Source organism: Duganella sp. GW821-FHT07G03 (genome assembly GCF_059418605.1).
The window spans coordinates 179,723-204,637 of the sequence record NZ_JBWKQE010000009.1 but is presented as its reverse complement, the minus strand read 5'-3'; the positions used below and the strand labels follow the sequence as shown (position 1 = coordinate 204,637).

The 24,915-nt window shown below is 64.6% G+C and carries 24 protein-coding genes; 7 read left to right on the top strand and 17 right to left on the bottom strand.

The window, feature by feature from the left end; all coding sequences use genetic code 11:
• Positions 1 to 5: 5 nt before the first annotated feature.
• Together AC07OK_RS14640 and AC07OK_RS14635 are read right to left on the bottom strand one after the other, a co-directional pair.
• Complete coding sequence (locus AC07OK_RS14640; protein ID WP_494690987.1) at positions 6 to 1,568, bottom strand: sensor histidine kinase; 1,563 nt, start codon at positions 1,566 to 1,568, stop codon at positions 6 to 8.
• Positions 1,569 to 1,571: 3 nt separating this feature from the next.
• Entirely contained in the window at positions 1,572 to 2,264 is a 693-nt protein-coding gene (locus tag AC07OK_RS14635; RefSeq protein WP_494690986.1) for a response regulator, read from the bottom strand.
• 206 nt (positions 2,265 to 2,470) lie between these two features.
• Between AC07OK_RS14635 and AC07OK_RS14630 the strand changes: the two genes are divergently transcribed.
• Genes AC07OK_RS14630 through AC07OK_RS14620 form a run of 3 tightly spaced genes read left to right on the top strand, consistent with a single transcriptional unit; the run spans position 2,471 to position 4,577 of the window.
• Complete coding sequence (locus AC07OK_RS14630; RefSeq protein WP_494690985.1) at positions 2,471 to 3,013, top strand: Spy/CpxP family protein refolding chaperone; 543 nt, start codon at positions 2,471 to 2,473, stop codon at positions 3,011 to 3,013.
• 30 nt (positions 3,014 to 3,043) lie between these two features.
• Entirely contained in the window at positions 3,044 to 3,703 is a 660-nt protein-coding gene (locus AC07OK_RS14625; protein ID WP_494690984.1) for a hypothetical protein, read from the top strand.
• A gap of 13 nt (positions 3,704 to 3,716) precedes the next feature.
• Entirely contained in the window at positions 3,717 to 4,577 is an 861-nt protein-coding gene (locus tag AC07OK_RS14620; protein ID WP_494690983.1) for a dioxygenase family protein, read from the top strand.
• Here AC07OK_RS14620 and AC07OK_RS14615 read toward each other — a convergent pair whose 3' ends face one another.
• From AC07OK_RS14615 to AC07OK_RS14590, 6 genes are all read right to left on the bottom strand, one after another.
• The gene (locus AC07OK_RS14615; RefSeq protein WP_494690982.1) at positions 4,578 to 5,384 is read right to left on the bottom strand and encodes a lipid II flippase Amj family protein; all 807 of its coding nucleotides are present in this window, start codon (positions 5,382 to 5,384) and stop codon (positions 4,578 to 4,580) included. It abuts the gene before it with no gap.
• Between the two features lie 28 nt (positions 5,385 to 5,412).
• Entirely contained in the window at positions 5,413 to 6,849 is a 1,437-nt protein-coding gene (locus AC07OK_RS14610; RefSeq protein ID WP_494690981.1) for a DUF1501 domain-containing protein, read from the bottom strand.
• 10 nt (positions 6,850 to 6,859) lie between these two features.
• Entirely contained in the window at positions 6,860 to 8,629 is a 1,770-nt protein-coding gene (locus AC07OK_RS14605) for a DUF1800 domain-containing protein (RefSeq protein WP_494690980.1), read from the bottom strand.
• 281 nt (positions 8,630 to 8,910) lie between these two features.
• Positions 8,911 to 11,163, bottom strand: coding sequence for an Orn/Lys/Arg family decarboxylase (locus AC07OK_RS14600; RefSeq protein WP_494690979.1), 2,253 nt, complete (start codon positions 11,161 to 11,163; stop codon positions 8,911 to 8,913).
• A gap of 201 nt (positions 11,164 to 11,364) precedes the next feature.
• Positions 11,365 to 11,985 (bottom strand): DUF4337 domain-containing protein, encoded by a 621-nt coding sequence (locus AC07OK_RS14595; RefSeq protein ID WP_494690978.1) that lies wholly within the window; start codon positions 11,983 to 11,985, stop codon positions 11,365 to 11,367.
• A 5-nt stretch (positions 11,986 to 11,990) separates the two neighbouring features.
• On the bottom strand, positions 11,991 to 12,497 hold the full coding sequence (locus tag AC07OK_RS14590; RefSeq protein WP_494690977.1) for a dihydrofolate reductase: 507 nt from the start codon (positions 12,495 to 12,497) through the stop codon (positions 11,991 to 11,993).
• A 280-nt stretch (positions 12,498 to 12,777) separates the two neighbouring features.
• Here AC07OK_RS14590 and AC07OK_RS14585 point away from each other — a divergent pair, with 280 nt between their 5' ends.
• Positions 12,778 to 14,547, top strand: coding sequence for a methyl-accepting chemotaxis protein (locus AC07OK_RS14585; RefSeq protein WP_494690976.1), 1,770 nt, complete (start codon positions 12,778 to 12,780; stop codon positions 14,545 to 14,547).
• Between the two features lie 129 nt (positions 14,548 to 14,676).
• Complete coding sequence (locus AC07OK_RS14580; protein ID WP_494690975.1) at positions 14,677 to 15,477, top strand: PEP-CTERM sorting domain-containing protein; 801 nt, start codon at positions 14,677 to 14,679, stop codon at positions 15,475 to 15,477.
• 52 nt (positions 15,478 to 15,529) lie between these two features.
• Here AC07OK_RS14580 and yidD read toward each other — a convergent pair whose 3' ends face one another.
• From yidD to AC07OK_RS14560, 4 genes are read right to left on the bottom strand one after another with little or no spacing between them, the layout of a single operon-like run.
• Positions 15,530 to 16,006 (bottom strand): membrane protein insertion efficiency factor YidD, encoded by a 477-nt coding sequence (gene yidD / locus AC07OK_RS14575; protein WP_494690974.1) that lies wholly within the window; start codon positions 16,004 to 16,006, stop codon positions 15,530 to 15,532.
• Positions 16,007 to 16,018: 12 nt separating this feature from the next.
• Positions 16,019 to 16,735, bottom strand: coding sequence for a hypothetical protein (locus AC07OK_RS14570; protein WP_494690973.1), 717 nt, complete (start codon positions 16,733 to 16,735; stop codon positions 16,019 to 16,021).
• 60 nt (positions 16,736 to 16,795) lie between these two features.
• Positions 16,796 to 17,581: an anti-sigma factor family protein gene (locus AC07OK_RS14565; protein ID WP_494690972.1), complete on the bottom strand. Its 786-nt coding sequence runs from the start codon at positions 17,579 to 17,581 to the stop codon at positions 16,796 to 16,798.
• Positions 17,571 to 18,107, bottom strand: a complete 537-nt coding sequence (locus AC07OK_RS14560; protein ID WP_494690971.1) for a sigma-70 family RNA polymerase sigma factor — start codon at positions 18,105 to 18,107, stop codon at positions 17,571 to 17,573. Before AC07OK_RS14560 ends, AC07OK_RS14565 begins: the two co-directional genes overlap by 11 nt.
• 174 nt (positions 18,108 to 18,281) lie before the next feature.
• Here AC07OK_RS14560 and AC07OK_RS14555 point away from each other — a divergent pair, with 174 nt between their 5' ends.
• Together AC07OK_RS14555 and AC07OK_RS14550 are read left to right on the top strand one after the other, a co-directional pair.
• Positions 18,282 to 19,163, top strand: a complete 882-nt coding sequence (locus AC07OK_RS14555; protein WP_494690970.1) for a metallophosphoesterase family protein — start codon at positions 18,282 to 18,284, stop codon at positions 19,161 to 19,163.
• Between the two features lie 5 nt (positions 19,164 to 19,168).
• On the top strand, positions 19,169 to 19,522 hold the full coding sequence (locus AC07OK_RS14550; protein WP_494690969.1) for a cupredoxin domain-containing protein: 354 nt from the start codon (positions 19,169 to 19,171) through the stop codon (positions 19,520 to 19,522).
• Here the strand turns inward: AC07OK_RS14550 and AC07OK_RS14545 are convergent.
• The 5 genes from AC07OK_RS14545 to AC07OK_RS14525 all read right to left on the bottom strand — a co-directional run bounded on the left by AC07OK_RS14545 (position 19,512) and on the right by AC07OK_RS14525 (position 24,745).
• Positions 19,512 to 20,210, bottom strand: coding sequence for an alpha/beta fold hydrolase (locus AC07OK_RS14545; RefSeq protein WP_494690968.1), 699 nt, complete (start codon positions 20,208 to 20,210; stop codon positions 19,512 to 19,514). The genes AC07OK_RS14550 and AC07OK_RS14545 overlap by 11 nt on opposite strands.
• Positions 20,207 to 21,181: a thymidylate synthase gene (locus AC07OK_RS14540; protein WP_494690967.1), complete on the bottom strand. Its 975-nt coding sequence runs from the start codon at positions 21,179 to 21,181 to the stop codon at positions 20,207 to 20,209. The genes AC07OK_RS14545 and AC07OK_RS14540 overlap by 4 nt, the downstream gene beginning before the upstream one ends.
• 66 nt (positions 21,182 to 21,247) lie before the next feature.
• Entirely contained in the window at positions 21,248 to 22,786 is a 1,539-nt protein-coding gene (locus AC07OK_RS14535; protein ID WP_494690966.1) for a DEAD/DEAH box helicase, read from the bottom strand.
• Between the two features lie 75 nt (positions 22,787 to 22,861).
• Complete coding sequence (locus AC07OK_RS14530; RefSeq protein WP_494690965.1) at positions 22,862 to 23,947, bottom strand: threonine aldolase family protein; 1,086 nt, start codon at positions 23,945 to 23,947, stop codon at positions 22,862 to 22,864.
• A gap of 24 nt (positions 23,948 to 23,971) precedes the next feature.
• On the bottom strand, positions 23,972 to 24,745 hold the full coding sequence (locus tag AC07OK_RS14525; protein ID WP_494690964.1) for a sterol desaturase family protein: 774 nt from the start codon (positions 24,743 to 24,745) through the stop codon (positions 23,972 to 23,974).
• Positions 24,746 to 24,915 lie beyond the last annotated feature (170 nt).

Sequence of the window (24,915 nt, the reverse complement as noted above, 5' to 3'; positions counted from 1 at the left end):
CTAGTTCAAACTTTCACCGGCAGTATCATCTCCACGCACAGGCCGCCGCCGGCGCGGTTGCTGGCCTTGATGCTGCCGCCGTAGGCTTCGATCACGTGCTGGGCGATCGCCAGGCCCAGGCCGTGGCCTTCGGTGCTGGCGCTGCTGGAGCGGAAGAACGGTTGGAAGATGGTGTCGAGATCGGCCGGCGCCACGCCCGGTCCGCGATCGAGCACGCGGATGCTCAGGCTGCGGGCGTCGGACAGGGTGTGGGCTTGCAGCTGCACCACGCCGCCGTCCGGGCTGTGCTTGATGGCGTTGCGCACCACGTTCTCGATGGCGCGGCCCAGCAGGTCGGCCTGGCCGGCGACCAGCACGTCGGCTTCGCCTTCCAGCACCACGCTGCGCTGCTGGCTGGACGCTTCGTAGCTGGCGTCGTCGGCGATCTGGTCCAGCAGTTCGGCCATGCCGATTTCTTCCTGGCTGGCCTTGATGGCGCCCGCTTCCAGGCGCGCCAGCGTCAATAATTCTCCCACCAGTTTATCCATGCGCACGCTTTCGCGTTCGATGCGCTCCAGCGAGGCCGCCAGCTTGTCCGGTTGTTGGTGCGCCAGGCCGATCGCCGCCTGCAAGCGCGCCAGCGGCGAGCGCAGTTCGTGCGAGACGTCGTGCAGCAGCCGGGTCTGGCCGTCGATCAGGTTGCGCAGGCGCGCCGTCATGCGGTCGAAGTCGCGGCCGAGGTCGTTCAGTTCGGAGTTGCGCTTGCCCTTGCCGGCCGCGCCGAAGCGCGGCGCCAGGTCGCCGCCGGCGGCGGCGTCGAAGGCCAGCCGCAGAGCGCGGATCGGCCGGGAAAAGTACCAGGCCAGCAGCATCGAGAACAACAGGCTGGCCAGCGTGGCGGCGGCGATCGGCACCCACAGGGTCAGCGGCTGGAAGCGCGGGCCGCGCATGTCGCCGGGGCCGCCCGGACCGCCATAGCCGCGGTCGCTGCCCGGCGGGGCGTCCGGTGGCGCGCCGGCCCGGCTAGGGTCGAAGCCGGGGCCAGGCCCTGGGCCTTGGGCGGAGCCCGCACCCGGCCCCGGCCCTGGGCCGCCGCCGGGCTGATCCCCGCGTGGCGCCGCCGGCCCGCCTTGCAGTGCCATCTGGGTGCTGCCCAGCCCTGCCATCAGCGGACGGTCGAAGCCCAGGCCGTGTGATGGTATAAATAATATGTATCGTTTCCCTTCCAGGTCGGCGACCTGGCGTACCACGCGGCGCTTGCCTTCCTGCTTGAGCAGGGTGCGCGATTCGCGCAGCATGGCGGCGTTGATGGTGCGCTCCAGCAGTTCATGGCCCTGTTCGTCGACCGCGAACACCTTGTGCCGTTCCATCCCCTCCAGCAAACGCCGCAGCGCCTTGACGCCGCCGAATTCCAGCGTGGCGGCCGCCGAGCTGATCGCCATCTCGGCCGGTGGGCTGGTGTCCAGGTCATTGGCCTGGTTGGCTTGCTGGTCGCGGTTCTTGAGCCAGATGGCGCCGCCGATGCCGACCGTGGCGGTCAGCTGGGCCAGCAGGATGCAGACGAAAAACTTCCAGAACAAACGGCCCACGGGCTACTCCTTGATCAGCTGATAGCCCAGGCGGTACACGGTTTGCAGGCAGGAGCGGCCGTCGGCGATGGTGCCGAGCTTGTGACGCAGGCTGCTCAGGTGGACGTCGATATTGCGGTCGAAGCGCGCCAGCGGCCGGCCCAGTCCCTGTTCGGACAAGGCGTTCTTGCTGACCGGGCGGCCGGCGTTGCGGGCCAGCACTTCGAGCAGGTTGAATTCGGTGCTGGTCAGTTCCAGCTTGTCGCCGGCCCAGGCCGCGCGCCGCTGTTCCGGCCACATGGTCAGCTGGCCGACGGTCAGCGCGGCCGGCGTGCCGTTGTCGAGCGGCGCGCTGTGCGCCCGGCGCAGGATGGCGCGGATGCGGGCGGTCAGCTCGCGCGGGGTGCAAGGCTTGGCCACGTAGTCGTCGGCGCCCAGTTCCAGGCCGACGATGCGGTCGGTGTCGTCGCCGCGCCCGGTCAGCATCAGGATCGGCAGCTGGCTGTTGGTGCGGATGCGACGCAGCGTCTCCAGGCCGTTCATGCGCGGCATCATCACGTCCAGGATGGCGATCGAATACAGGCCGGTGAAGGCTTCGGCGGTGCCGGCTTCGCCGTCGTGCACCATTTTGACGTCAAAACCTTCCTGTTCCAGGTATTCCTTGAACATGCCCACCAGTTCGATGTCGTCGTCGATCAGCAGTACTTTGCTCTTCATGCCGCGTGTTTCTTTCTATGTCAATGAGCCGATCATAACAGTCCGGCAGGCCCATCCGGCGGTCTTTTACGCCGATTTACAACGGCTTGCCCAGCCCCAATTGCGTGTCAAAACGGCCATCTTTACATCGATTTACCCGGGGCTTACGGCGCTTTACACGGGGCGGCCAGAGAATGGCTACTCCCAATCAACCAAGGATTGTTTGTATGAAAACTCAAAAAACCAGCTTACACAATATCTTGCTGGCTGCCGCCATGGCGTTGCCCCTGTTCGCCGCAGGTGGCGCCGCCCGTGCCGAGGACTTGGGCGACGACGCCGGCCGCCCACCGATGATGACGCAGGGCGCCGGCCACGGCGACGAGCACGAAGGCCCAGAGCATGGCGACCGCGGTCCAGGCTTCCACGGCGGTCCCCATATGGGCATGGGCGGCCATCCGCCGTTCGTCCACGGCATCGAGCTGAGCGAGGCGCAGGAGGACAAGGTGTTCGCCATCCTGCACGCGCAGGAGCCGTATTTGCGCGAGCAGGGCAAGGCCGCCGCCAAGGCCCATGAAGCGTTGCGCGCATTGGGCCGCGCCGACCAGTATGACGACGCCAAGGCCGCGGCGCTGGCCAAGGATGCCGCGACAGCGATGGCCAACGTCGCCCTGCAGCATGTGCGTACCGAGCAGAAGCTGCTGGCTGTGCTGACGCCCGAGCAGCGCAAGAAGCAGGCGGATGGCGAAGCCCGCCGCATGCCGCGCCCTTGATGCCCCCTCAACCACTGAACGGAGAACCTTATGTCGATTAGCGCCCTGAGTTCCAGCAACACCAGCCAGCTTAGCTTCCTGAGCCGTTTGAGCAGCACCAGCGCCGGCAACGGCGCCGAGGCCGCGCGCGGCGCACCGCCGCCACGTCCGCCCGAAGGCGGCGGCTTCGCCTCGGCCATTGCCGACGCCTTCAAAGCCATCGGCATCACCGATGCCGGCGACAGCAGCAGCACCTCGACCTCCACCTCCACCAGCGGCGCCAGCAGCACCGACAGCGCCGACAGCAGCGGCACCGTGGCCGACGCGCTGGGCAGCTTCCTGCAAAGCCTGATGGGTGCGCTGCACGCGCAGAACGCCAGCAGCAGTAGCGATGCGCCTGCATACGGCGAGGGGCAGCAGGGCGGCGGCCCAGGCGGTCCGGGCAAGCTGGAATCGGATCTGCAAAGCCTGCTCTCCAAGCTGACTTCGAGCAGCACCGACAACACGTCCGACACCGGCACCGACAGCACCGACGCGGTCAGCCAGCTGGAAAGCAGCTTCGCCAAGCTGCTCGACAAGCTGGGCGGCGGCACCAGCGCCAGCAGCGACAGCACCGACGCCAACACCAAGCTGGCCGCCTTCCTGCAAGCCTTGTCGACCAAGGTGGGCGGCAGCGGGACCAGCGGTAATCTGGTCAACACCACGGTATAAACAAGGAGTAAAAATGCCATCCCACGATGACACCCGCGAACATAGCCTGGCGGCCGACCTGAGCGCCATGCTGAACCTGGCCAGCGACCGTCGCCAGACCTTGCGCTGGCTGCTGGCCGGGGCGTCGGCGCTGCCGGTGCTTGGCTGCGGCGGAGGCTCATCTGCCAGCGACAGCACCAGCGCGGCGTCAACCTCGACCAGCACCACCACGACCACCGCCGCCGGTTCCTGCGCGGTGATCCCCGAGGAAACCGGCGGCCCCTATCCGGGCGACGGCACCAACAGCAACAACAGCGGCGTGGTCAACGTGCTGACCCAGTCGGGCGTGGTGCGCAGCGACATACGCAGCAGTTTCAACGGTCCGACCGGCGTGGCGGCCGGCGTGCCGCTGACCATCAAGCTGCAGATCGTCAACGCCAACGGCAGTTGCGCGGTCCTGTCCGGCTACGCGGTCTACCTGTGGCACTGCGACCGCGACGGCAACTACTCGCTGTATTCGAACGGCGTCACGGACCAGAACTACCTGCGCGGGGTGCAGGCCAGCGACAGCGGCGGCAACCTGACGTTCCAGACCATCTTCCCGGGCTGCTACGCGGGCCGCATGCCGCATGTGCACTTCGAGGTCTATCCTACGCTGGCCAAGAGCACCAGCGCGGCCAACCGCATCAAGACTTCGCAGTTCACCTTCCCGATGGCGACGCTCAACGAGGCCTACGCCGCCAGCGGCTACGGCACCAGCGTGCGCAACCTGGCGCAGATCAGCTACGCCACCGACGGCATCTTCAGCGACGGCTATGCCTTGCAGATGGCGGCCGTCAGCGGCAACGCCAGCGACGGCTACGTGGTGACCTTGACGGTGGGCGTGGCGGCCTGATCACAGCACCTTGGCCACCCAGACGATCAGGGCGGCCGAGGGCACCAGCAGCATTTGCGCCAGCAAGGTGCCGGCCAGGCGGCTGCCGACCAGCCACACCACGGCGCGGCGGAACTGCGTATCGCTGACGCGGCCCTCGACCACGTCGTCGGTCATGCCCGACATATGGGGATCGATGAACACCGCCATCATCACGGTGGCGCCGCCGTTGATGATGGACGACAGCGTGCTGGAGGTGACCCGCACCTCGGGATCGAGCACGCCCGCATACAGCGAGGCGAACACGCCGACCGTCCACAGCGCCACCGCGCCGACGTTGAGCAGGGTCACCGACATCGACACGCTGCCGCTGTCGCGCAGGCCGCGCACATTGTCGGTCGACGGCATGGCGGCCACATCCTTGACGTAGGACAGGCCCCCTTTGAAGAAGCCGTGCAGCAGCAGCTTGGGCACCGAGCGGTGCACCTGGAAATGCTCGACCGCCCGGCAGAACACGCGCTGGAAGGTCGGAATCAGGATGGCTCCGGCCAAGGTCGCCAGCGTGGCCGCCAGCAGCAGCCAACGCAGGTCGGACAGCACGTGCTCGGCCGCCAGCGGCTGGGCCAGGCTCAGTTCGATGCGCTTGGCGAGAAACGGTCCGAGGAAGGAATTCGAGGTGCGCGACACCAGCACCAGAATGCTGAACAAGGCCAGCGACACGGCGATGCGCCGGGTGCGCACCCCGGCTATCCTCACCGAGTAGGCGAGGGTGCCGATGATGTGAATCACAAACGTCAGAAAACAGATGAATACCAGTTGCTTGTCCATGGGGCGGGCGATTGTTGCAGATCCGGCATCATCCCATAAACCCCAGATTAGGGGTACTGAAGTTGCCGATATTCGGGAACACGTCGGCGATCTGCGTGGCCGACAGGCCGAACCAGCTGGCCAGCGTGGCGCCGTACTGGTCGACCGAGGTGGTCGGCAGCAGCGAGCCGGAACCGACGTCCAGGTCATGGCCCAGTCCGGTGACCGGCATGCTGCCGTAGATGTTCTTGCCCTTGACCGCGCCGCCCATGATGAAATGGTGCGAACCCCAGCCGTGGTCGGTGCCGTCGCCGTTGCTGGCGAACGTGCGGCCGAAGTCGGAGGCGGTAAACAGCGTCACCTGCTTGCGCATGTCCATGCCCTGCAGGCTGCCCATGGCCAGATCGAAATACGCCATGCCGTGCGCCAGCCGCGCCAGCAGGTCGGCGTGGTTGGCGGCCTGGTTGTCGTGCGTATCGAAGCCGGCCAGGCTGACGTAGAACACTTGCCGCTTGGCGCCCAGCGCATTGCGGCCGCCGATGATGCGCGCCACGGTTTGCAGCTGCTGCGCCAGCGGATTGACGGCCGACACGCCGGTCTGCGGATTGGTGTACGGCGTCGGCGCCGACACGCCGCTGGCGCCGGCCGCCAGCATCGCGCCGTTCAAGGTGGCCTGGGCGCCGATCGCGCGCGCCGTCACGCTGGCGTGGGCTTTTTGGAACGGGTCGCCGCTGTCCGCGGTAATGATGCTGCGTAGCGGATTGGCGCCGGTGGGCACCCCGAACAGGCCGTCGTCGAGGTGGGTAATCGGCACGGCGGTATCGCCGCTGACCTGATATTGCTGGACGTTGCGTCCGCTCAGGAACAGGGCGTTGCCGGCGTTGGAGATGCAGGTGAAGGTCGCATTGCTGTTGCCGGCCGCGATCTGGTCGGCCAGGCGTCCGCCCCAGCCGGTGCTGCCGTACAGGTCGGCGCTGGCGGACTGCCACATGCCCTGCTGGTCGGTGTGCGAAAACAGGCGCTGCGGCACTGCGACCGAGCCGGCTTTGTATTGCGCCAGCGTGGTCGGCTCGATCAGGGTGCCGACGTTGGTCAGCACCGCGATGCGGCCCACATCGAACAAGTCCTTGATTTGCTTCATGGCCGGGTGCAGGCCGAAGGTGCGGCCCGCCTGGGGATTGGCCGCGGTGATCGGCAGCACGCCGGTGCTGGTGTTGACCTGGGGCAGCTGGATCGAGCCGGCGCCGGTGGTGGTGCGGATGCGCAGGTATTCGTTCCATGAGGTGCTGTCGGTGGCGAGCACGGTGTTGAAATGATCGTTGCCTCCGGCCAGGAACAGGCACACGATGGCTTTGTAATCGGTGGCGCCGGCGGCGGCGGCATTGCCCATCGCCGCCAGGTTGAGGGTGAACGGCACGCTGGCGCCGCCGGCCAGGGCGAGCGCGCTGCCGAGGAAGCGGCGGCGGGAGGAATGGTGGTGGTGCATGGTGGAGTCCTTATCGTTGCGCCAGGTATTCAGGCGAAGCCATGGCCAGGAAGATCGTCATATAAACCCGGTTGTGGCGGTAGGTATCGAACATCGAAGGCGAGATGGCGGCGTTGGGCACGTACATGGCGTTGAGCGCGCCCAGGATCTGGTTGCGCAGCGTGGTGGACATGGTGCCGTTCAGCAGCAGCAGATTGATGCGGTCGACCAGCTGCGGCGGATCGAGGGCCAGCGCCAGTTCGGCGCTGTAGTCGGGCTTGACGTCGAAGTCGACGCCGACGCCGCTGGGAATGAGGCGCTGCATGAAGTTCAGATAGCTGGTCACCGACGGTTCGCTGGTGATCTGCATCTCCGGCGCGACCAGGCTCTGCGTCGCCAGCGCGGTGCTCGGCGGGGTGTAGTTCGGGCGGAAGAAATTGAACACCGAAGGCGAGCGCAGCGGCCCCTCGGCGATCCCGCTCAGCGTATCGTCCAGCCCGACAATGCGGAAGCGTCCCGAAGCCGACTTGCCGTTGAAGGCGCGGATCCAGTTGGCCAGCCGCAGCACCGGTTCGCGCAGCTTCTTCGCGCTGCCCGTGTCGGCGGCCTCGGGGTCGGTCAACACGGCGCTGATCACCGCCCGCATGTCGCCGCGCACGCCGCTGCCGTTGTCGGCAAAAGCGGCCGCGACGCGGGCGACGTAGGCCGGACTGGGATTGCTGCTGACCAGGCGCTGGATCAGCTGCCGGCCGATGAAGGGGCCGACGTTGGGGTGCTGGAACATCGTGTCGAGCGCGACCTTCAGATCCGACGCGCCGCTGCCGCCGGCGCCGATGCTCGCGCCGAGGAACGATTTGGCGGCGCCCGAATGGAACACCGGATAGCTTTGCATCGGCGTCCAGTCGCGCGCGGGATCGATGATGGAACCGTAGAACCGACCCGAGCTGGTATCCGGGCCGGCCCAGCTCCAGCCGCTGAATACCTTGGCCAGTCCGGCGACGTCGTCGTGGGTGAAGGTGGCGATCGGCTTGCCGCCGCTGGTTTGCAGGCTGCCGTCCGGATTCAGCTGGTAGACGCCGATGGTCATCAGTTGCATGACTTCGCGGGCGAAGTTCTCGTCCGGTACCCGGAAGCCCGCTTCCTTCTGGTTGCGCAGATGGTTGAGGTACAGCCCCATCATCGGGTGCAGCGCGACCGCTTGCAGCAGGTCGCGGAAATTGCCGAAGGCGTACTGGCCCAGCGTGTCGTAGTAGCTGGCGACGCCGACCGGCCGCGACCACAGGTTGCCGTCGACCGTGGACACCACGAAGATTTGCGACAGGGCGAAGGCCACGCGCTGGCGCAACTGGTCCTCGCCGCTTGCGGCCTGCAGCCAGAACGACTCGAACACCTGGTTGTGGGTCACGCTGATACCCTGGCTGAGCAGCCGCTGGACATAGCTTCGGTGCAGCACTTGCGGTTTGGTGAACTGGGCCTCCAGCCAGCTGGCCTTGCTGTCGCCGGTGAGCTCCGCAATGCTCGCCGCCGTCGGGCCGAAGCTGGCCTGCGCCAGGAATTGCGAGGCCTGGGCCGGCGTCAGCGGCGGCGCGATGACGGCGCTGGGGGTGTTCGGCGCGCTGGGCCTGTCGACCGCGGCCGTTTTGCCGGCGCTGCTGGCGCCGCCGCTGCGCACCATGGCGGCGGTCCTGGCGGCGGGCTGGCCGTTCTGCTGTTGCGCGACATCGCGCGAACTGCCGCCGCACGCCGCCAACAAGACCATGAGCGCCAGGGCGGTCGCCGTTTTCCTATACGTGACTTTCATCTTTCCACCTTTTGGACTTCCAAAGACGGGAATTTTAGAAGAGCACGTATTTCATAAAGAAAATAATTTCAATTCCGCGTGGCAATGCTTTTTAAAATAGACGAAGTTACGTTGAGATGACTCAATTTTGCATGAACTTATCATGTTAAAAAGAGAAAATATTTGGGCTTGGTGTCCTCTTTTTGCAACCCAACATTTTCTTTATGAAAACTCCGCGAACAAAAAAATGCCGCTCGGCGTGAGCTGAGCGGCATTGCATCCCAAGCGGCGCCTTGGGGGATTTACTGTTTGACGCAGTCGACGAAGTAACCGCGCTTGCCGTCCACCTCGCGCTTGACCAGGCCGTGCACGTCGGTCTCGAAGCCGGGGAAGCGCTCGTTGAAGTCGCGCGCGAAGCGCAGGTAGTCGACGATGGTCTTGTTGAAGCGCTCGCCGGGGATCAGCAGCGGGATGCCCGGCGGGTAAGGCGTCAGCAGGATGGACGTGATGCGGCCTTCCAGCTCGTCGATGGCGACCCGTTCGATTTCGCGGTGCGCCATCTTGGCGAAGGCGTCGGACGGCTTCATGGCCGGGATCATGTCCGACAAGTACATCTCGGTGGTCAGGCGCGCCACGTCGTAGGCCTTGTAGAAATCGTGGATCTGCTGGCACAGGTCGCGCAGGCCCAGGCCTTCGTAGGTCGGGTTGGCGGCCGCGAATTCCGGCAGGATGCGCCACATCGGCTGGTTCTTGTCGTAATCGTCCTTGAACTGCTGCAAAGCGGTCAGCAGCGTGTTCCAGCGGCCCTTGGTGATGCCGATGGTGAACATGATGAAGAACGAGTACAGGCCGCACTTCTCGATGATCACGCCATGCTCGGCCAGGTACTTGGTGACGATGGACGCCGGGATGCCGGTCTCGGCGAACTTGCCGTCCAGCGACAGGCCCGGATTGACGATGGTGGCCTTGATCGGGTCCAGCATGTTGAAGCCCGGCGCCAGCTTGCCGAAGCCGTGCCAGTCGTCCTCGGCCTTGATGATCCAGTCTTCCTGGGTGCCGATGCCTTCTTCGCTGAACTCCTGCGGGCCCCACACCTGGAACCACCAGTCCTTGCCCCATTCCTGGTCGATCTTCTTCATCGCGCGGCGGAAGTCCAGCGCTTCGAGGATGGATTCCTCCACCAGCGCGGTGCCGCCCGGCGCTTCCATCATGGCCGCGGCGACGTCGCACGAGGCGATGATCGAGTACTGCGGCGAGGTCGAGGTGTGCATCAGGTAGGCCTCGTTGAAGGCGTCGCGGTCCAGCTTGACCGACTCCGATTCGCGCACCAGCACCTGCGAGGCCTGCGACAGGCCGGCCAGCAGCTTGTGGGTGGACTGGGTCGAAAAGATCATCGACTCCTTGGCGCGCGGACGGTCCTTGCCGATCGCGTGCATGTTCTTGTAGAAGTCGTGGAAGGTGGCGTGCGGCAGCCACGCTTCGTCGAAGTGCAGCGTGTCGATCTGGCCGTCGAGCATTTCGCGCAGGGTTTCCACGTTGTAGACCACGCCGTCGTAGGTCGACTGGGTGATGGTCAGGATGCGCGGCTTCTTGTTCTTGGCTTCGCGCGCGAACGGGTTGGCGTCGATCTTGCGCTGGATGCTCTCCATCGTGAACTCTTCCAGCGGAATCGGACCGATGATGCCCAGGTGGTTGCGGGTCGGCATCAGGAACACCGGAATCGCGCCGCACATGATGATCGAGTGCAGGATGGACTTGTGGCAGTTGCGGTCGACCACGACGATGTCGCCCGGCGCCACCGTCGAGTGCCAGACCATCTTGTTCGAGGTCGAGGTGCCGTTGGTGACGAAGTAGCAGTGGTCGGCGTTGAAGATGCGGGCGGCGTTGCGCTCGGAGGCGGCCACCGGGCCGGTGTGGTCCAGCAGCTGGCCCAGCTCTTCGACGGCGTTGCAGACGTCGGCGCGCAGCATGTTCTCGCCGAAGAACTGGTGGAACATCTGGCCGATCGGCGACTTCAGGAAGGCCACGCCGCCCGAGTGGCCGGGGCAGTGCCACGAGTAGGAGCCGTCGTTGGCGTAGTGCACCAGCGCGCGGAAGAACGGCGGCGACAGGCCGTCCAGGTAGGACTTGGCTTCGCGGATGATGTGGCGCGCCACGAACTCCGGCGTGTCCTCGAACATGTGGATGAAGCCGTGCAGTTCGCGCAGGATATCGTTGGGGATATGGCGCGAAGTGCGGGTTTCGCCGTACAGGTAGATCGGGATGTCGGCGTTCTTGTAGCGGATTTCCTCGACGAAGGCGCGCAGCGACTTGAGCGCGGTGTCGGTCTCTTCGACCGAGCCGGCGCCGAATTCCTCATCGTCGATCGACAGCACGAAGGCCGAGGCGCGCGACTGCTGCTGGGCAAACTGGGACAGGTCGCCGTAGCTGGTCACGCCCACCACTTCCATGCCTTCTTTTTCCATTGCATCGGCCAGGGCGCGAATGCCCAGGCCGGACGTGTTCTCGGAACGGAAATCCTCGTCGATGATGACGATGGGGAAACGAAATTTCATGCATGTCTCCAAAAAAGCAAGCCGCCCCTGACTTGTGTGGAGGGGCGGACTAGGGCGCGACCGCCGATCCGGCAGCCGCAGAAAAAAAATAAGAACGGGATTCTCGCAGAAATGGGGCCGCTGCGGGAAAAAAATATTGCAAAAATCCTGACAAGATTGCCGCAATACTATGACGACGGTATTACACCGGGTGTGGAGCCCTTAGTGAGCGACCGCGCCGCCGCCCAGTTTGGCCAGCATCTGGCCGACCGGATCGATATGGAACCAGGCGAAGGCGCCCAGCGCGATGCCGACGCCGGCCACGCCGTAGGCCAGGCCCATCATCCATTTCTTGCGGGTCAGCAGGGTGATGGCGGCCAGCGAGATGGCGATCTGCTCGGCGGTGGTGGCCAGCGCCCACTGGTGGTGCTCGTGCATGGCCTCGTCCGATTTGTGGTTCCACTCTTTAGAGGATTCCTCCCACTTTTCGGCGTCCTTCTTGATGTCTTCCTTTTCCGATTTGTAGCGGGCCACGTCGGCCTCGTACTTTTTCGGATCGACACCCGGCAGCACCATGGCCAGTTCGGCCAGGTTTTGCTTGCTGGACTTGGCCTGGTAGTAGTTCCAGCTGTTGGCGGCCTGGGTCTTGTCGATGGCCGCGTTGTTCTTGAACAGCGCCGCGTCGTTCTGCGTGGCGCCGCCCAGGTAGCCGAAGGTGGCGCCGACGGTGGCCAGGATGGCCGTCATGACGGCGATGTTGTTGGAAAATCCGTCGCTGCCGTGGGCAGCGTGCTCTACCGCATGATCGTGCGGTCCGTGTACGTGAAAACCATCTCCAGACATCTTGGTTAATTCCTTTCGGTAGGGTTGGACGGGGTGGCGCGCTGCCAATCGACGATGGCATAGCGCAGACCATTGGCCGCTGCATATTCCTGGCGTTCGCGTTGCACCCATTGTGCGCGGTCTAGCGCGGGGAAGAAAGTGTCGCACTCGAAACTCGAGGCGATCTCCGTAATGACCAGGCGGTTCGCCAACGGCAAAGCCTGTTCGAAGATCTGGGCTCCACCAATAATAAACAAGGGCAGTTCTCCCGCCAGCGCCAGGGCGGCGGGCAGCGAGTCCACCGCTTCGACGCCTGCATGGCGCCAGTCGGCGTTGCGGGTGACGACGATGTTGCGCCGGTTGGGCAGGGCGCGGCCGATGGAATCGAAGGTCTTGCGGCCCATCACGATAGGGTGGCCGCTGGTCAGGCGCTTGAAGTGCGCCAAGTCCTCGGGCAAGTGCCAGGGCAGGGTGTTGTTGAGGCCTATGCCGCGCTGGGCGTCGATGGCGACAATGATGGTGATTTCATTCATAACAATTGGCAAAGAACCCACTGAAAATTGACAGGTGTAGCGGCGCGGGATCGCGGCTGCCGTCATTATCGTTCAAATTTCGACGCAGCGGAAATTGCATGGTTGGCATGCTTGCAATTCAAGATAGACAGCCCTGCCATGAAGCGTTGTTAATTTACTGCGCGGCAAGAAAAATAGATGTTGAAACTAGCAAAGTGAGTTTTCGAGAGAATCGCCGGGTCCGATTCCACGTATTGTAATCCCAGCCATATCAGACCTATAAAAAAAGCCAGGAGGGTTTATGTTTGCCAATTTAAGCATCAGGAAGCTGGTGATCGGAGCGCTGGGCGTGCTCCTCGCGCTCATGCTTGCCAACGGCGCCATGGGCATCTACGGCGCCGACCAGTCGGTCAGCTTGCTGCGCAATGTCACGGTCAACGACCAGAAAAACACCGCCGAGCAGAACGCCATCCGGCTCGACATGGAACTGGGGCGCAGCCAGATCCTGCAAGCCCTGCAGCACAATCCGGAGTTGGCCTGGTCCAAGCTCCACGATCATGCGCTGACGCTGCACTTCGACCAGATCGACCAGATCACGACCCGCGTCGCCAAACGCTGGGACGGCTATCTGTCCAAGCTCAGTTCGCCCGAGCAGAAAAAGCTGGCCGAAAAATGGTATGCCGACAGCGCCGGCCTGGGCGTGGAAAACGTGCGTGCCGCCAGCGCCGCGATCCGCAACAACCAGTGGGACGAGGCCGAGACCATCCTGATCAAGAAGATCAATCCGGGTTACCGGGTGGGCGACGTGGCGCTGAAGGCGCTGGTCGAGTTCGACACCGGCCGCGCGCTGGCCAACGAGGCCGAAGTCAACTCCCGCCTGAGCACGTCCAGCTACACCATGTTCGCGCTGCTGATCATCGGCCTGGGCCTGGGCATCGCGGTGGGCATGGGCCTGCTGCGGGCGATCACCGTGCCGCTGGCGCAGGCCACGGACATCGCCAGCCGCGTGGCGGCCGGAGACCTGACTGGCAGCAACGGAGTACGCGGCGGCAACGAGATCGGCATCCTGCTCGGCGCGCTGGACCAGATGAAGGACAATCTGGCCGGCATCGTCCATGAAGTGCGCGGCAGCACCGACACCATCTCCAGCGCCACGCGCGAGATCGCGGCCGGCAATATGGATCTGTCCAAGCGCACCACCGACCAGGCCGGATCGCTGGAGCAGACCGCGACCTCGATGGAGCAACTGACCAGCACCGTCAGGCAAAACGCCGACAACGCCCGCCAGGCCAATCAGCTGGCGCAATCGGCGTCGGCAGTGGCGGTGCGCGGCGGCAGCGTGGTGGCCCAGGTGGTCGACACCATGGGCTCGATCAACGAGTCGTCCAAGAAAATCGTCGACATCATCGGCGTGATCGATGGTATCGCCTTCCAGACCAATATCCTGGCGTTGAACGCCGCCGTGGAAGCGGCGCGCGCTGGCGAGCAGGGCCGCGGCTTCGCCGTGGTCGCCTCCGAGGTGCGCAACCTGGCCCAGCGCTCGGCCGGCGCGGCCAAGGAAATCAAGGAACTGATCGGCGATTCGGTCGACAAGGTGGACAGCGGCGCCAAGCTGGTCGACCAGGCCGGCGTCACCATGCAGGAAATCGTCACCAGCATCCAGCGCGTGGCCGACATCATGGGCGAGATCACCCAGGCCAGCCAGGACCAGACCTCGGGACTGGATCAGATCAATGGCGCGATCGGGCAGATGGACTCCATCACCCAGCAGAACGTCGCGCTGGTGGAGGAGGCCGCCGCCGCGGCCACCTCGCTGCAGGACCAGGCCGGCGCGCTGACGCAGGTGGTGAGCATCTTCAAGCTCGATGGCGCCGCCCACCGGGCCGCGCCCGCCGCACCGGCGGCGCGTCCCAAGCTGGTGCCGGTCCGCGCAGCCGCGCCGGTGGCCCGGTTGCAGACGAGCGGGAGGGCCAAGCCGGGCAGGCCGGCCGCCGCCCCTGCGGCGGCCAGGTCCGCCTTCAGGCAGGCGGCGATGTCCAGCGGCAGCGAAGGGGACTGGGAAGAGTTTTAAGCGGAGGCCAGTTCCGATGGGCGCGACACGTTAATCAGGGATGTAGAGAAAAAATTGCAATTTATCAAATTTAATGCAATTATGATAAGTTGCGTGTGGGTCTGGCGCTTAACTCTTGACGGACGTGTGATGAACAAACTTCAAACAGCGCTTGTTTCTATATGCCTGGCGGGCACTTCGATGCTGAGCAACGTCGCCCTGGCCGACAATGGATCTCTGCTGGGATCGTGGTCGGGTACGCATCTCGGGTCAAATAATGGCGATGCCGTGATCACCTTCCTGGCAGACGGTACTTATTTCATGGCGGAGGATGGTGATTCCACGCTAGACCCCAGCGGGCACGATGGCATGGAGCATGGCCATTACAGCTGGAATGCCAGCAGCGGCTGGTTGACCCACACCACCGATGTCGATACGAGCGGTGAGTGGGGGCTGTCGCATGCCGGCAGTTTCAAGTTGGCCGTGACGGGAAATACCGCTGATTTTGATGGTTTCAGTTTCAGCAGGGTCGTCGATTCGGCGCCGGCCAAGCGTATCGTTGGCGCTTGGTACGGACGCAACTCGGCGCTGGCGGGCGACGATCTGGTGATTTCCTTCCTCTCCAACGGCGAGTATTTTGTTGCCGACAACGGCAACCCGGCCACCGATCCTAACGGACAAGCTGGTATGGAACACGGCAGCTATACGTGGAATGCGCAAACCGGCGCGTTCAGCTTCGCGCTGATGGCCGATACCGACGGCCAATGGGGCACCTCTCATCCCAAGTCGCCCGCGTTTGCCATTTTCGTCAACGGCGACGTACTGGAAACCAATGAAGATGCGGTCTTATTTACCCGGATCACAGCCGTTCCCGAACCTGGTAGTTATGCCATGCTGATGGCGGGACTGGGTCTGCTCGGTGTTTGCGCGCGGCGTCGCAACAAGGCCTGAGCGGCCCGGTTCAAGAGGGGCGTTTGCATGGCGACGATAATGCCCGGTGTGCCTATTTCTTGATGCTATCAGGTGCAGGGTCGCCACTATCTTTCAATTTACCCTTCTTAGGCGTGGTGGATAGCTTGCGTCGGCGGCGGGTGCTCCTTTCCGTATAGTTGTCGTCGAGTTTGGTAGGCACGGTGTTGTAGCGCCAGCGGCAGCAGCGCGCATCGTCGGCCCAGTCGCCGCAGAAATCGCAGCCGAATTCGAATACTTCGCCCCAGCTGCAAAAGCCGGCCTGCATGCGGTGGCGCGCCGACAGCTCCGGGCGCGGCGGTTGGCGCAGCCGGTGCATGGCGCCGCAGTCCGCCATGCGGCGCTGTAGCAGCCGCAGGCCGGCCACCGTGCCATGGCGGGCGATGGCACGCTTGCCGTACTGGGAGCAGCTGTCCCTGCCGGTATGGACGCGGAAGGCGCAGCTGAAGCCCTTCAGCGGCGACAGGTAGCGTTGATAAGCCGCGATTGCGGCCACGGCGAGGTATTTCATTGGCGCTCCGGTTCAGGGAATATACTCGGCCGAGATCTTCGCAGCCTGACCGCTGGCGTCCGCAAACTGCGCGCCGTTCCAGCGCAGCTCGATGGTGCGCTCCGCCTGCTTGTCCGCCGTGACCCGGTAAATGATGAGCGGCTGGCCGTCGCGCGTGGTTTCCTCGACGGTTGCATGCAGCTTTTGTGGCGTAAAACCGTTGCCGTCTTCAACGTGGCGCTCGGTCACCAGGCTGACCAGCTCCTTCAGGTGTTGGCCTTCGATCCGATAGAGCGAATACGTCCCCAGCGTTCCGGCGCCTTGGGTTAGCAACTGGCTGCCCTTGCAGACGATTTGCTGGCGTGCTTCGCCAGGGATCAGCTCCCTGAGTTCAAAGGAGTCGCCAGGTGCGAAGGTCACGTTGGCGAGTTCGGAATCCTTGCCGTCCATTGAGCGCAACAGGCGAACCTGCTTGCCGTCTGCCATGCTGATGTCCAGATTGCGGAATGCATCGTTGCCGTTGACGAGCACCTCCAGCGTGAAATCATTGCCCTTCAGCGTTTGACTGATTTCCAGCTCTTCGCCCGGATACGCGCCCTCGGGCTGTGGCGCATGCGGTCCGACCGCCGCCTGGGAGGCGGCCGCCACGCGCGGCGTGGGCGCCGCCGGCGCCGGTTTGTCGCGGCAGCCGGCCAGCAGGTTCAGCATTAGGGTCAGCGTGGCGGCGGAGCCGGTTAATTTTTTGTTCATGTGAAAATGTGGCCAATTAAACAAGCCACAATAACACGCCGCGGCGAGAACCCGCGTCCTCTATTGCGCGTCGGCCCGCGCCACTTTCTGGCGCAGCTGGCCGGCGAACTGCGCCAGGTCCTGCGGATTCATGTCCGACACGGCCGAGTATTGCATGCCATCCTGCGTCCAGCGCAGCAGGTGAAAGCCATGGCGCATGCTCGCTTGCGGCGCGCTGGCCCGGCCGCCGGCGTCCGGCCAGATGTACAGGTTGAGGACGTGCTGCCGGTGGCGGTAGGCCAGCGCCGCCACGGGCCGCTGCTGCAGATAGTCCAGGCGGCCGCCGACCAGCGGGTAGCCTTGCTCCGCCAGGTCGACCACGGGCGGCGAGAAATCCAGCTTGCCGGCGAACCAGGGCTTGACCGTATGCTGGTCGGTCGAGGCGACGTCGGCCAGGTGGTTGGGCATCAGCGCGCGGAAGTGGCTGGCCACCAGTTCCTGTTCGATGCGTTCGTTGGCGCTCGGCTGGCCCAGGTACAGCGTCAGCGTGACGGCGAAGGCGGCCGTCGCCGCACCCGCCAGGCCAAGGTTGATCCACGCCCACGGCCACCTGCGCAAGGCGGCGCGGCGCGGCTTGCGCGCGGGCTCGCCCCGCAGCGCGGCATGGATGCGCTGCTTCAGATACTCGGGCGCGGCGTGGCGGCTCGCCTCCGCGCCGATCCGGCCGCGCAGCGCCTGCAGCTCCTCCAGCGCGGCGCTGCAATCGGCGCAGCCGGACAAATGCGCCTCCAGCTGCCGCCGGTCGGCCACACTCAGTTCATCGTCCAGATAGGTCGACAGCATTTCCTGGCTGTGTTTAGATTCCATCCTGCCCTCCGTGCTTCAGATACGCCAGCAGCAGCTTGCGCGCGCGGGCCAGCCGCGACATCACCGTGCCGATCGGCGTTTCGGTCACTTGCGCGATCTGCTTGTACGACAGATCGTCCATCTCCTTCAACACCAGCACCTCGCGAAACGCCTGCGGCAGCTGGGCCAGCGCGGCGTTGACGGTGCGGCAGGTGTCGCGGCTGGCGGCGATGGCGGCCGGATCGGTCGATTCGTCATCGCCGTGCAGCGCCTCGTCGAAGCTGACATCGCCGCGCTGCGCCGCGCCGTCGCGCAGCGCGCTGTAGTAGGTGTGGCGCACGATGGTCAGCAGCCACGCACGCACGTCGCCGCCGCGAAAGCCGTCGGCAAAGCGGAAGGCGCGCAGATAGGCGCTCTGCACCAGATCGTCGGCGTCATGCTCGTTGCGGGTCAGCCAGCGGGCCAGGTTGTAGGCCGCGTCCAGGTGCGGCATGGCCATCGCCTCGAACTGCGCGGTTTTATCGTCGTCGCCCAAATACTTATCCATTGCAGTGGTCCAGTGGATGAAGACTCCGCCCGTTGCGGTTTTATTCCCGCTTGAGAAATAAAAAAATAATCGGGAATATTCCGGCCGCGCTCCGGGTTTTAGCCGGTACGACCGTCGCTTGCCGATTATGCCATGTCGCGGCGCCGTCTTTACAACCACCACACGGAGTACATCATGATCGATCGCAGAGGATTTTTAAAGCTGGGCGCAGTGGGCGGCGGCGCCGTCTTCATGTCCGGCTTGTACGGCAAGGCCATGGCCGCTGCCGGCTACGAGGATTTCTACTTTGTGCAGCTGTCCGATTCGCACTGGGGCTACAAGGGACCGGCCAATCCGGAGGCGCAGAACACGCTCAGGCAGGCGGTCGACAGCGTCAACGCGCTGGCCACGCCACCGGACTTCATCGTCTTCACCGGCGACCTGACCCACACCACCGACGACGCGGCCGAGCGCCGCCGGCGCATGGCGGAGTTCAAGCAGATCGTCAGCGGCCTGAAGGTCAAGCAGGTGCATTTCCTGGCGGGCGAGCACGACGCTTCGCTCGACAACGGCGCGGCGTTCCAGGAGTTCTTCGGCCCCACGCATTACAGCTTCGATCACAAGGGCGTGCACTTCATCGCCATCGACAACGTCTCCGACCCCGGCGCGCGCATCGGCGAGGCGCAGCTGGCGTGGCTGAAAGCCGACCTCGCGAAACAGGCGCAGGACGCGCGCATCGTGGTCCTGACGCACCGGCCCTTGTTCGACCTGGCGCCGAAGTGGGACTGGGCCACGCGCGACGGCGAGCAGGCGATGGCGCTGTTGATGCCGTATTCGAACGTGACCGTGTTCTACGGCCATATCCACCAGGAGAACCACCACGTCAGCGGCCATATCTCGCACCACGCGGCCAAGTCGCTGATCTTCCCGCTGCCGGCGCCGGGTTCGCAGGACAAACGCACGCCGCTGCCGTGGGATCCGGCCGTGCCGGGCAAAGGACTGGGCTTCCGCGAGGTGGAGGCGGAAGCGAAACCGGTGGCGTATCAGATCACCGAATTCCCAGCGATGAAAGGATAATCGACATGCTGACCAAACGTAGATTGCTGTTGTGCGCCCCGTTGGCGCTGGTCGCTTTGGGCGCGGTGCAGGCCAAGGCGAAGGAGCGGGTCATCAAGATCGAGGCCCGCAAGTTCCGCTTCTCGCCGAACGTGATCGAATTGAAGAAGGGCGAGGCGGTGGTGCTGGAACTGACGGCGCTGGACTTCCCACACGGCTTCAGCCTGCCGGACTTCAAGATCCGCGCCGATCTGGTGATGGGCAAACCGGTGCGGGTGAAACTCAAGCCGGAGGAGGCCGGGCAGTTCGGCTTTTTATGCGATAACTTCTGCGGCAGCGGCCATGAAGAGATGTCCGGCACGCTGATCGTCAAGGCATAAGCTGACGGAAGGCCAGGATATCGGCGGCCAGCGTCTGCGGGGCCTCCAGCGGGATCATGTGGCCGGTGTCGTCGTGCAGATTCAGGCGGGCATCGGGCAGGTGGCGCTGCATTTCGCGTAGATCCTCGGGATTAACCAGCTGGTCGCCGGTCGCGCCGACGATCAGCACGGGGCAGGTGATTTCGGACAGCCGCTCCATCAGGTCCGGGCGCTCCATCGATGCGGTGAACTGCGCCAGCAGTACGTCCTTGCCCAGGTCCAGCGCCATCTGCTGGATGATGTCGATGATGGACTGGTCGCCGAGGTGCGCCTCATGCAGCAGCTCGCGCAGGCGCATGCGCGTCATGCCGGTGTAGGCGTTGTTCTTCAACATGGGGATGATGCGGCGGCGGGTTTGTATCTCGTTTTCGCTCAGGCCGCGCGCCGAATTCGCGATCAGCACCAGCGACTGCACCCGCTCGGGGTGCAGCAGCGCGTACTCGATGGCGAGATAGGCGCCCAGCGAGAACGCCACCAGATGCGCCGACGGCGCGCTGTGCGCCGCGATCAGCTCCTGCATCTGCAAGCGCGTGTGGGCCTTGTGCAGCGGGACGTAATTGAATGCGAAGCCGCTGCCCAGCAGCGGCGTCAAACGGGACCACATCCTTTCGTCGCACAGCGTGCCGGGGATGAAGTCCAGTCGCGTCATACAGCCATTGGCGCCGTGATCGGCGCGTGGTGCTGGTAGCCTTCCAGCGAGAAGTCCGACGGCTCGACCTTTTCCAGCCATTCCGGCTCGTACTTGCCGGTCTTGGCGAAATCCGGCACGCGGTCGGAGATGCGGAACTGCGGCGCCGGGAATGGCGTGCGGGTCAGCTGTTCCTTGACCATGTCCATGTGGTTCTCGTAGATGTGCGCATCGCCGATGAAGTAGGTGAACCAGCGCGGCGTGTAGCCCGTCAGGCGGCCAACCAGGTGCATCAGCGCGGCGCCTTCGGCCAGGTTGAACGGCGTACCCAGGCCCAGGTCGTTGGAGCGGACGTAGAGGCACATCGACAGCTCGCGCGTGCCCGGATTCGGAATGAACTGGTACAGCAAATGGCAGGCCGGCAGCGCGACAGCATCCAGTACCGCCGGATTCCAGCCGTGGAACAGGATGCGGCGGCTGCCCGGATTGTTGACGATGGTGTCCAGGCATTCGCGCAACTGGTCGATGGCCTTGTGCAGCAGGACCTTGGTCACGCCTTGGTCTTCGATCTGCGAGATCAGGCGGAAACCGTTCTTTTGCGCGTCGGCGATCTGCGCCGGCTGGTCAACTGCGATCAGCTTGAAGCCCGGCCATTGGCGCCACTGCACGCCGTAGACCGGACCCAGGTCGTCTTCGCCCAGGCGGTAAGGGTTGTCCAGCCACTGTTTGTTTTCGTTGGCGTTCTGGTCCCAGACCTTGCAGCCCAGCGCGCGGAAGTCGGCCGCGCTGCTGGAGGCGCGCAGGAAGGCGCACAATTCACCGACCACGGATTTGAATGCCAGTTTTTTGGTCGTCACGGCGGGGAAGCCGTCGTTCAGCAGGTCGAAGCGCATCATCGCGCCCGGCACGCTCAGCGTGCGGATGCCGGTGCGGTTGTCTTGCCAGCTGCCCGTATCGAGGACGGTCTGGATCAGTTCCTGGTATTGCTGCATTCAATTCTCCAACGTGGTGCGCGGGCCGCAACGGCCCGGAAAGGTGCTTATTTTATCAGGCGGCGCTCAGCGTGGGCCGGTCTTGCGGCCACCCGGCTTGGCGGTGACCTTGCCTGCGGCCCGTGCCAGCGACTTGGCGCCGCGTCCGCCGGTGACCACGACAGCACCCTTGGGCGCCCCCGCCGCCGGCTTGCCGCCGCCGTAGATGCGGCCTGCGGCCGGCTTGCCGCCTGCGGAACGTCCGCCGGGCGGTTTGCCAGTGGGGACCGGTGGTATCCACGTGCCCAGCGACGCATCGCCGCCGGCAGGACGGGCTGTCACAGCGGGCTTGCCGGCTGGCGCAACGCCGCTCGGAGCTGCCTTGCCGCCGGCAGGGCCGGTGAACGGGCGCTTCTTCTTGGCCGGCGCTTCCGCTGCGGCCTTCTTGGCCAATGCCGCGGCAACGCCTTTCGGGCCGGTCTCCGGCACGCGGTGGTCGGCCTCGAAGCCTGGTTCCTCGATGCGGAGTATGACCTGGCGGGTCAGCGTTTCGATGGCCTTCAGCATATCGACTTCGTCGGCGCAGACCAGCGAGACGGCCTCGCCCTCCATGCCCGCGCGGCCGGTGCGGCCGATGCGGTGGATGTAGTCCTCGGCCACGGTCGGCAGGTCGAAGTTGACCACCTGCGGCAGCGCTTCGATATCCAGTCCGCGGGCGGCGACGTCGGTGGCCACCAGCAGCTGCACTTCGGCGTTCTTGAAGCGGGCCAGCGCGCGCAGGCGGGCCGGCTGGGTTTTGTCGCCGTGGATGGAATCGGCGGAAATGCCGTGTTCCTGCAAGGTCGTCACCAGCGTCTCGACGCCTTTGCGGGTCTTGACGAAGACCAGCACCTGGCCCCAGTTCAGCTTTTTCAACAGGTGCAGCAGCAATTCCGGTTTGCGGCGCTTGTCGGTCGGGATCAGCCACTGCTTGACGGTCTTGGTGGCGGTATTGCTGGCGCTGACCTGGATCGACACCGGGTCTTTCAGCATACCGGCCGCCATCTTGCGGATCTCGTCGGAGAACGTGGCCGAGAACAGCAAGGTCTGGCGCTGCTTGGGCAGGGCCGCCAGCAGGATGTCCAGGTCGCGTTCGAAGCCCAGGTCCAGCATGCGGTCGGCTTCGTCCAGCACCAGCGTCTGCAGCATGGCGAAGCTGATCGCGCCCTGGTCGTGCAGGTCGATCAGGCGGCCGGGCGTGGCCACCAGCACGTCCAGGCCCTTGCGCAGCTTGGTGATCTGCGGCTCGATCGGCACGCCGCCGTAGGCCACGGCCGATTTCAGCGGCAGGTTGCCGCCGTAGCTGCGGAAGCTCTCATAGACCTGCTCGGCCAGTTCGCGCGTCGGCACCAGCACCAGGCAGCGGATCGCCTTCGGGGCGGTCATGCCGTCCATGGTCAGGCGTTGCAGGATGGGCAGGGCGAAGCCCGCCGTCTTGCCGGTGCCGGTCTGCGCGGCCGCCATCAGGTCGCGGCCCGCCAGCACGGCGGGAATGGCTTGCTTCTGGACCGGCGTGGGCTGCTTGTAGCCCAGCGTCTCCAGCGTGCGCTGTATGGGGTCGATCAGGCCGAGGGCTTGGAAGGTCATGATGTATGCAGTCAATTTGAAAGATGCGCGAAAAAGAGGGCGCAGTGTAGCCGGTTGCACCGGCTTGTGCAGGAATTAGTTGGACATCGCGTCCGACCACAGGGTCAGGATTTCACGTACCCGCTGGTCCGGCAGGTTGAGCAGGTTATCGCCGATATACAGCTCCACCAAGCTGCGGCCGGGCAGCGCGGCATGACTGGCGGCGTTGAACAGCCACACCCCATGTTGCTCGGCGATGCGATTGCGGATCTCGTTGGCGCGCTCGCGGCTGACCGGCAGGTGCAGGTGCAGCATGCTCGCTTGCGGACGGGCGGGGTTGGGTATCAGCTGCGGATAGTCGCGCAGCACCTCGTACAACCATTCGGTGCGGCGGAAGTATTTTGGCATCGCCGCCATCCGGGCGTCGAACTGCATCGCGGCGGCCACCACGTAGGGCGTGCGCTGGTAGACGTTGCCGCCCTGGCGGCGGAACCACTCCTGCGCCTTGGCGATAAACGGTTCGCTCCCCAGCAGCATGGCGCCGCCCATGCCGCCTATGCCCTTGTACATCGAGAGGTAGACCGAATCGAAGCCGGCCGCGATCTCGGCGGCCGGACGGCCATATGCGGCGGCGGTTTCGAACAGGCGCGCGCCGTCCAGGTGCAGATGGATCGACAGCTCGTGGCAGTAGCTCTTGATGTCCGCCAGATCCTCCCAGGCCGGGCATTGGCCGCCGATCTCGCGCATCGGCAGCTCCAGCGTCGCGGCGCCCAGCTTGTCCGGGATGCCTTTCAGTTCGTCCAGCGTCCATGGTCGGTGCGGGTCGCCGATCTGCAAGGCCTGGAAATGGTCGAACAACTGGTGGTTGCCGCGTTCGTGGCGCAGGATGTGCGAGGTCGGATGCAGCGCCACCAACCGGCTGCCGCGTTCCGAGCAGGCGATGCGCAGCGCGGTGGCCTGCGCCATCGTGCCGGAAATGCAAAACAATGCCGATTCAAAGCCCAGCAGCGTGGCGACCTTCTGCTCAAAATCCTGGATCAGCGCGCCGTTGCCATAGGTGTCATGCGCCACGCCGTTGGCCTCGCACCATGCGGACATCGCCCCGAACTGCTGCGCGGGCGATGGCTGGCGATGGCCGGGAAGGTGGGTTGTGCAGCTGAGCCGCAGTTCGGCATCGGTCAAGGCGTTCTCCTGAAAGGGAGAATGTTACCGGCTTTTTGCCTCGGGGGCGGAAAAACCGGCTTTGCGATAGTGTTCGTCGTAGTCCGGCGACAGGGTGCCCATCATCCGGTCCCAGAACAGGAAGTACCAGCTGTAGTTGTAGCGACCCCGCGCATGGTGGGTATTGTGGGCGGTGGAGGTGTTGATCCAGCGGCCCAGCCAGTGCTTCGACAGCGCGCGCGGGAACAGCTCATAGCCCAGGTGCGTGTACACCGCGAAGGACGTATTAATCCACGTGAAGATGACCAGCGACCAGAACGTGACCGGCAATACCAGCAGGATCACGATGCTGGCGCCGCTGTCGATCACCGCTTCCAGCGGGCTGATCGAATAGGTGGACAGGGGGCCGGTGTTGGTGGAGCGGTGGTGGGTGCGGTGCGCCCAGCGGAACAGGCGGCGGTGGTGCATCAGCCGGTGCGTCCAGTAAAACCAGGTGTCCTGGATCACCATCATCAGCAGCACCATCAAGGCGATAAAGCCCCATCCGCGCCCGTAGGCATGCACGCTTTGGTAGAAGTTGGTGTGGCGGCCGAGGCCCAGCGCGAAGGCCACCGGCATGACGCTGCCGAGGACGATGATGCTGACCACTGAAGTGAGCACCTCGCGCCGGATTTGCGGCAGGCCGATCGGCTTCGCCTGCAGGCGCAGTCTGCGACCGGGCCGCAAACGCCACCACAGCGAGAGTGCGACGAAGGCGCCCGTCACCAGCGCGTAATCCCTTGCGACATGCCGGATGTTATAGAGGAGCTGGTAGAGCATGGCGTTCCCTTGAGTTTGGATCACGCATGCTAAGGCCGGCGGCGCGGACAATGCTTATATATTGATTAATTCCTGATTCGGATAGCGCGCGACATTGTCATGCTGATATGATTGCGCCGTTGGCAATTGCTAATTATTTAATTTTTCAATCTTTTTAAGAATTGGATATT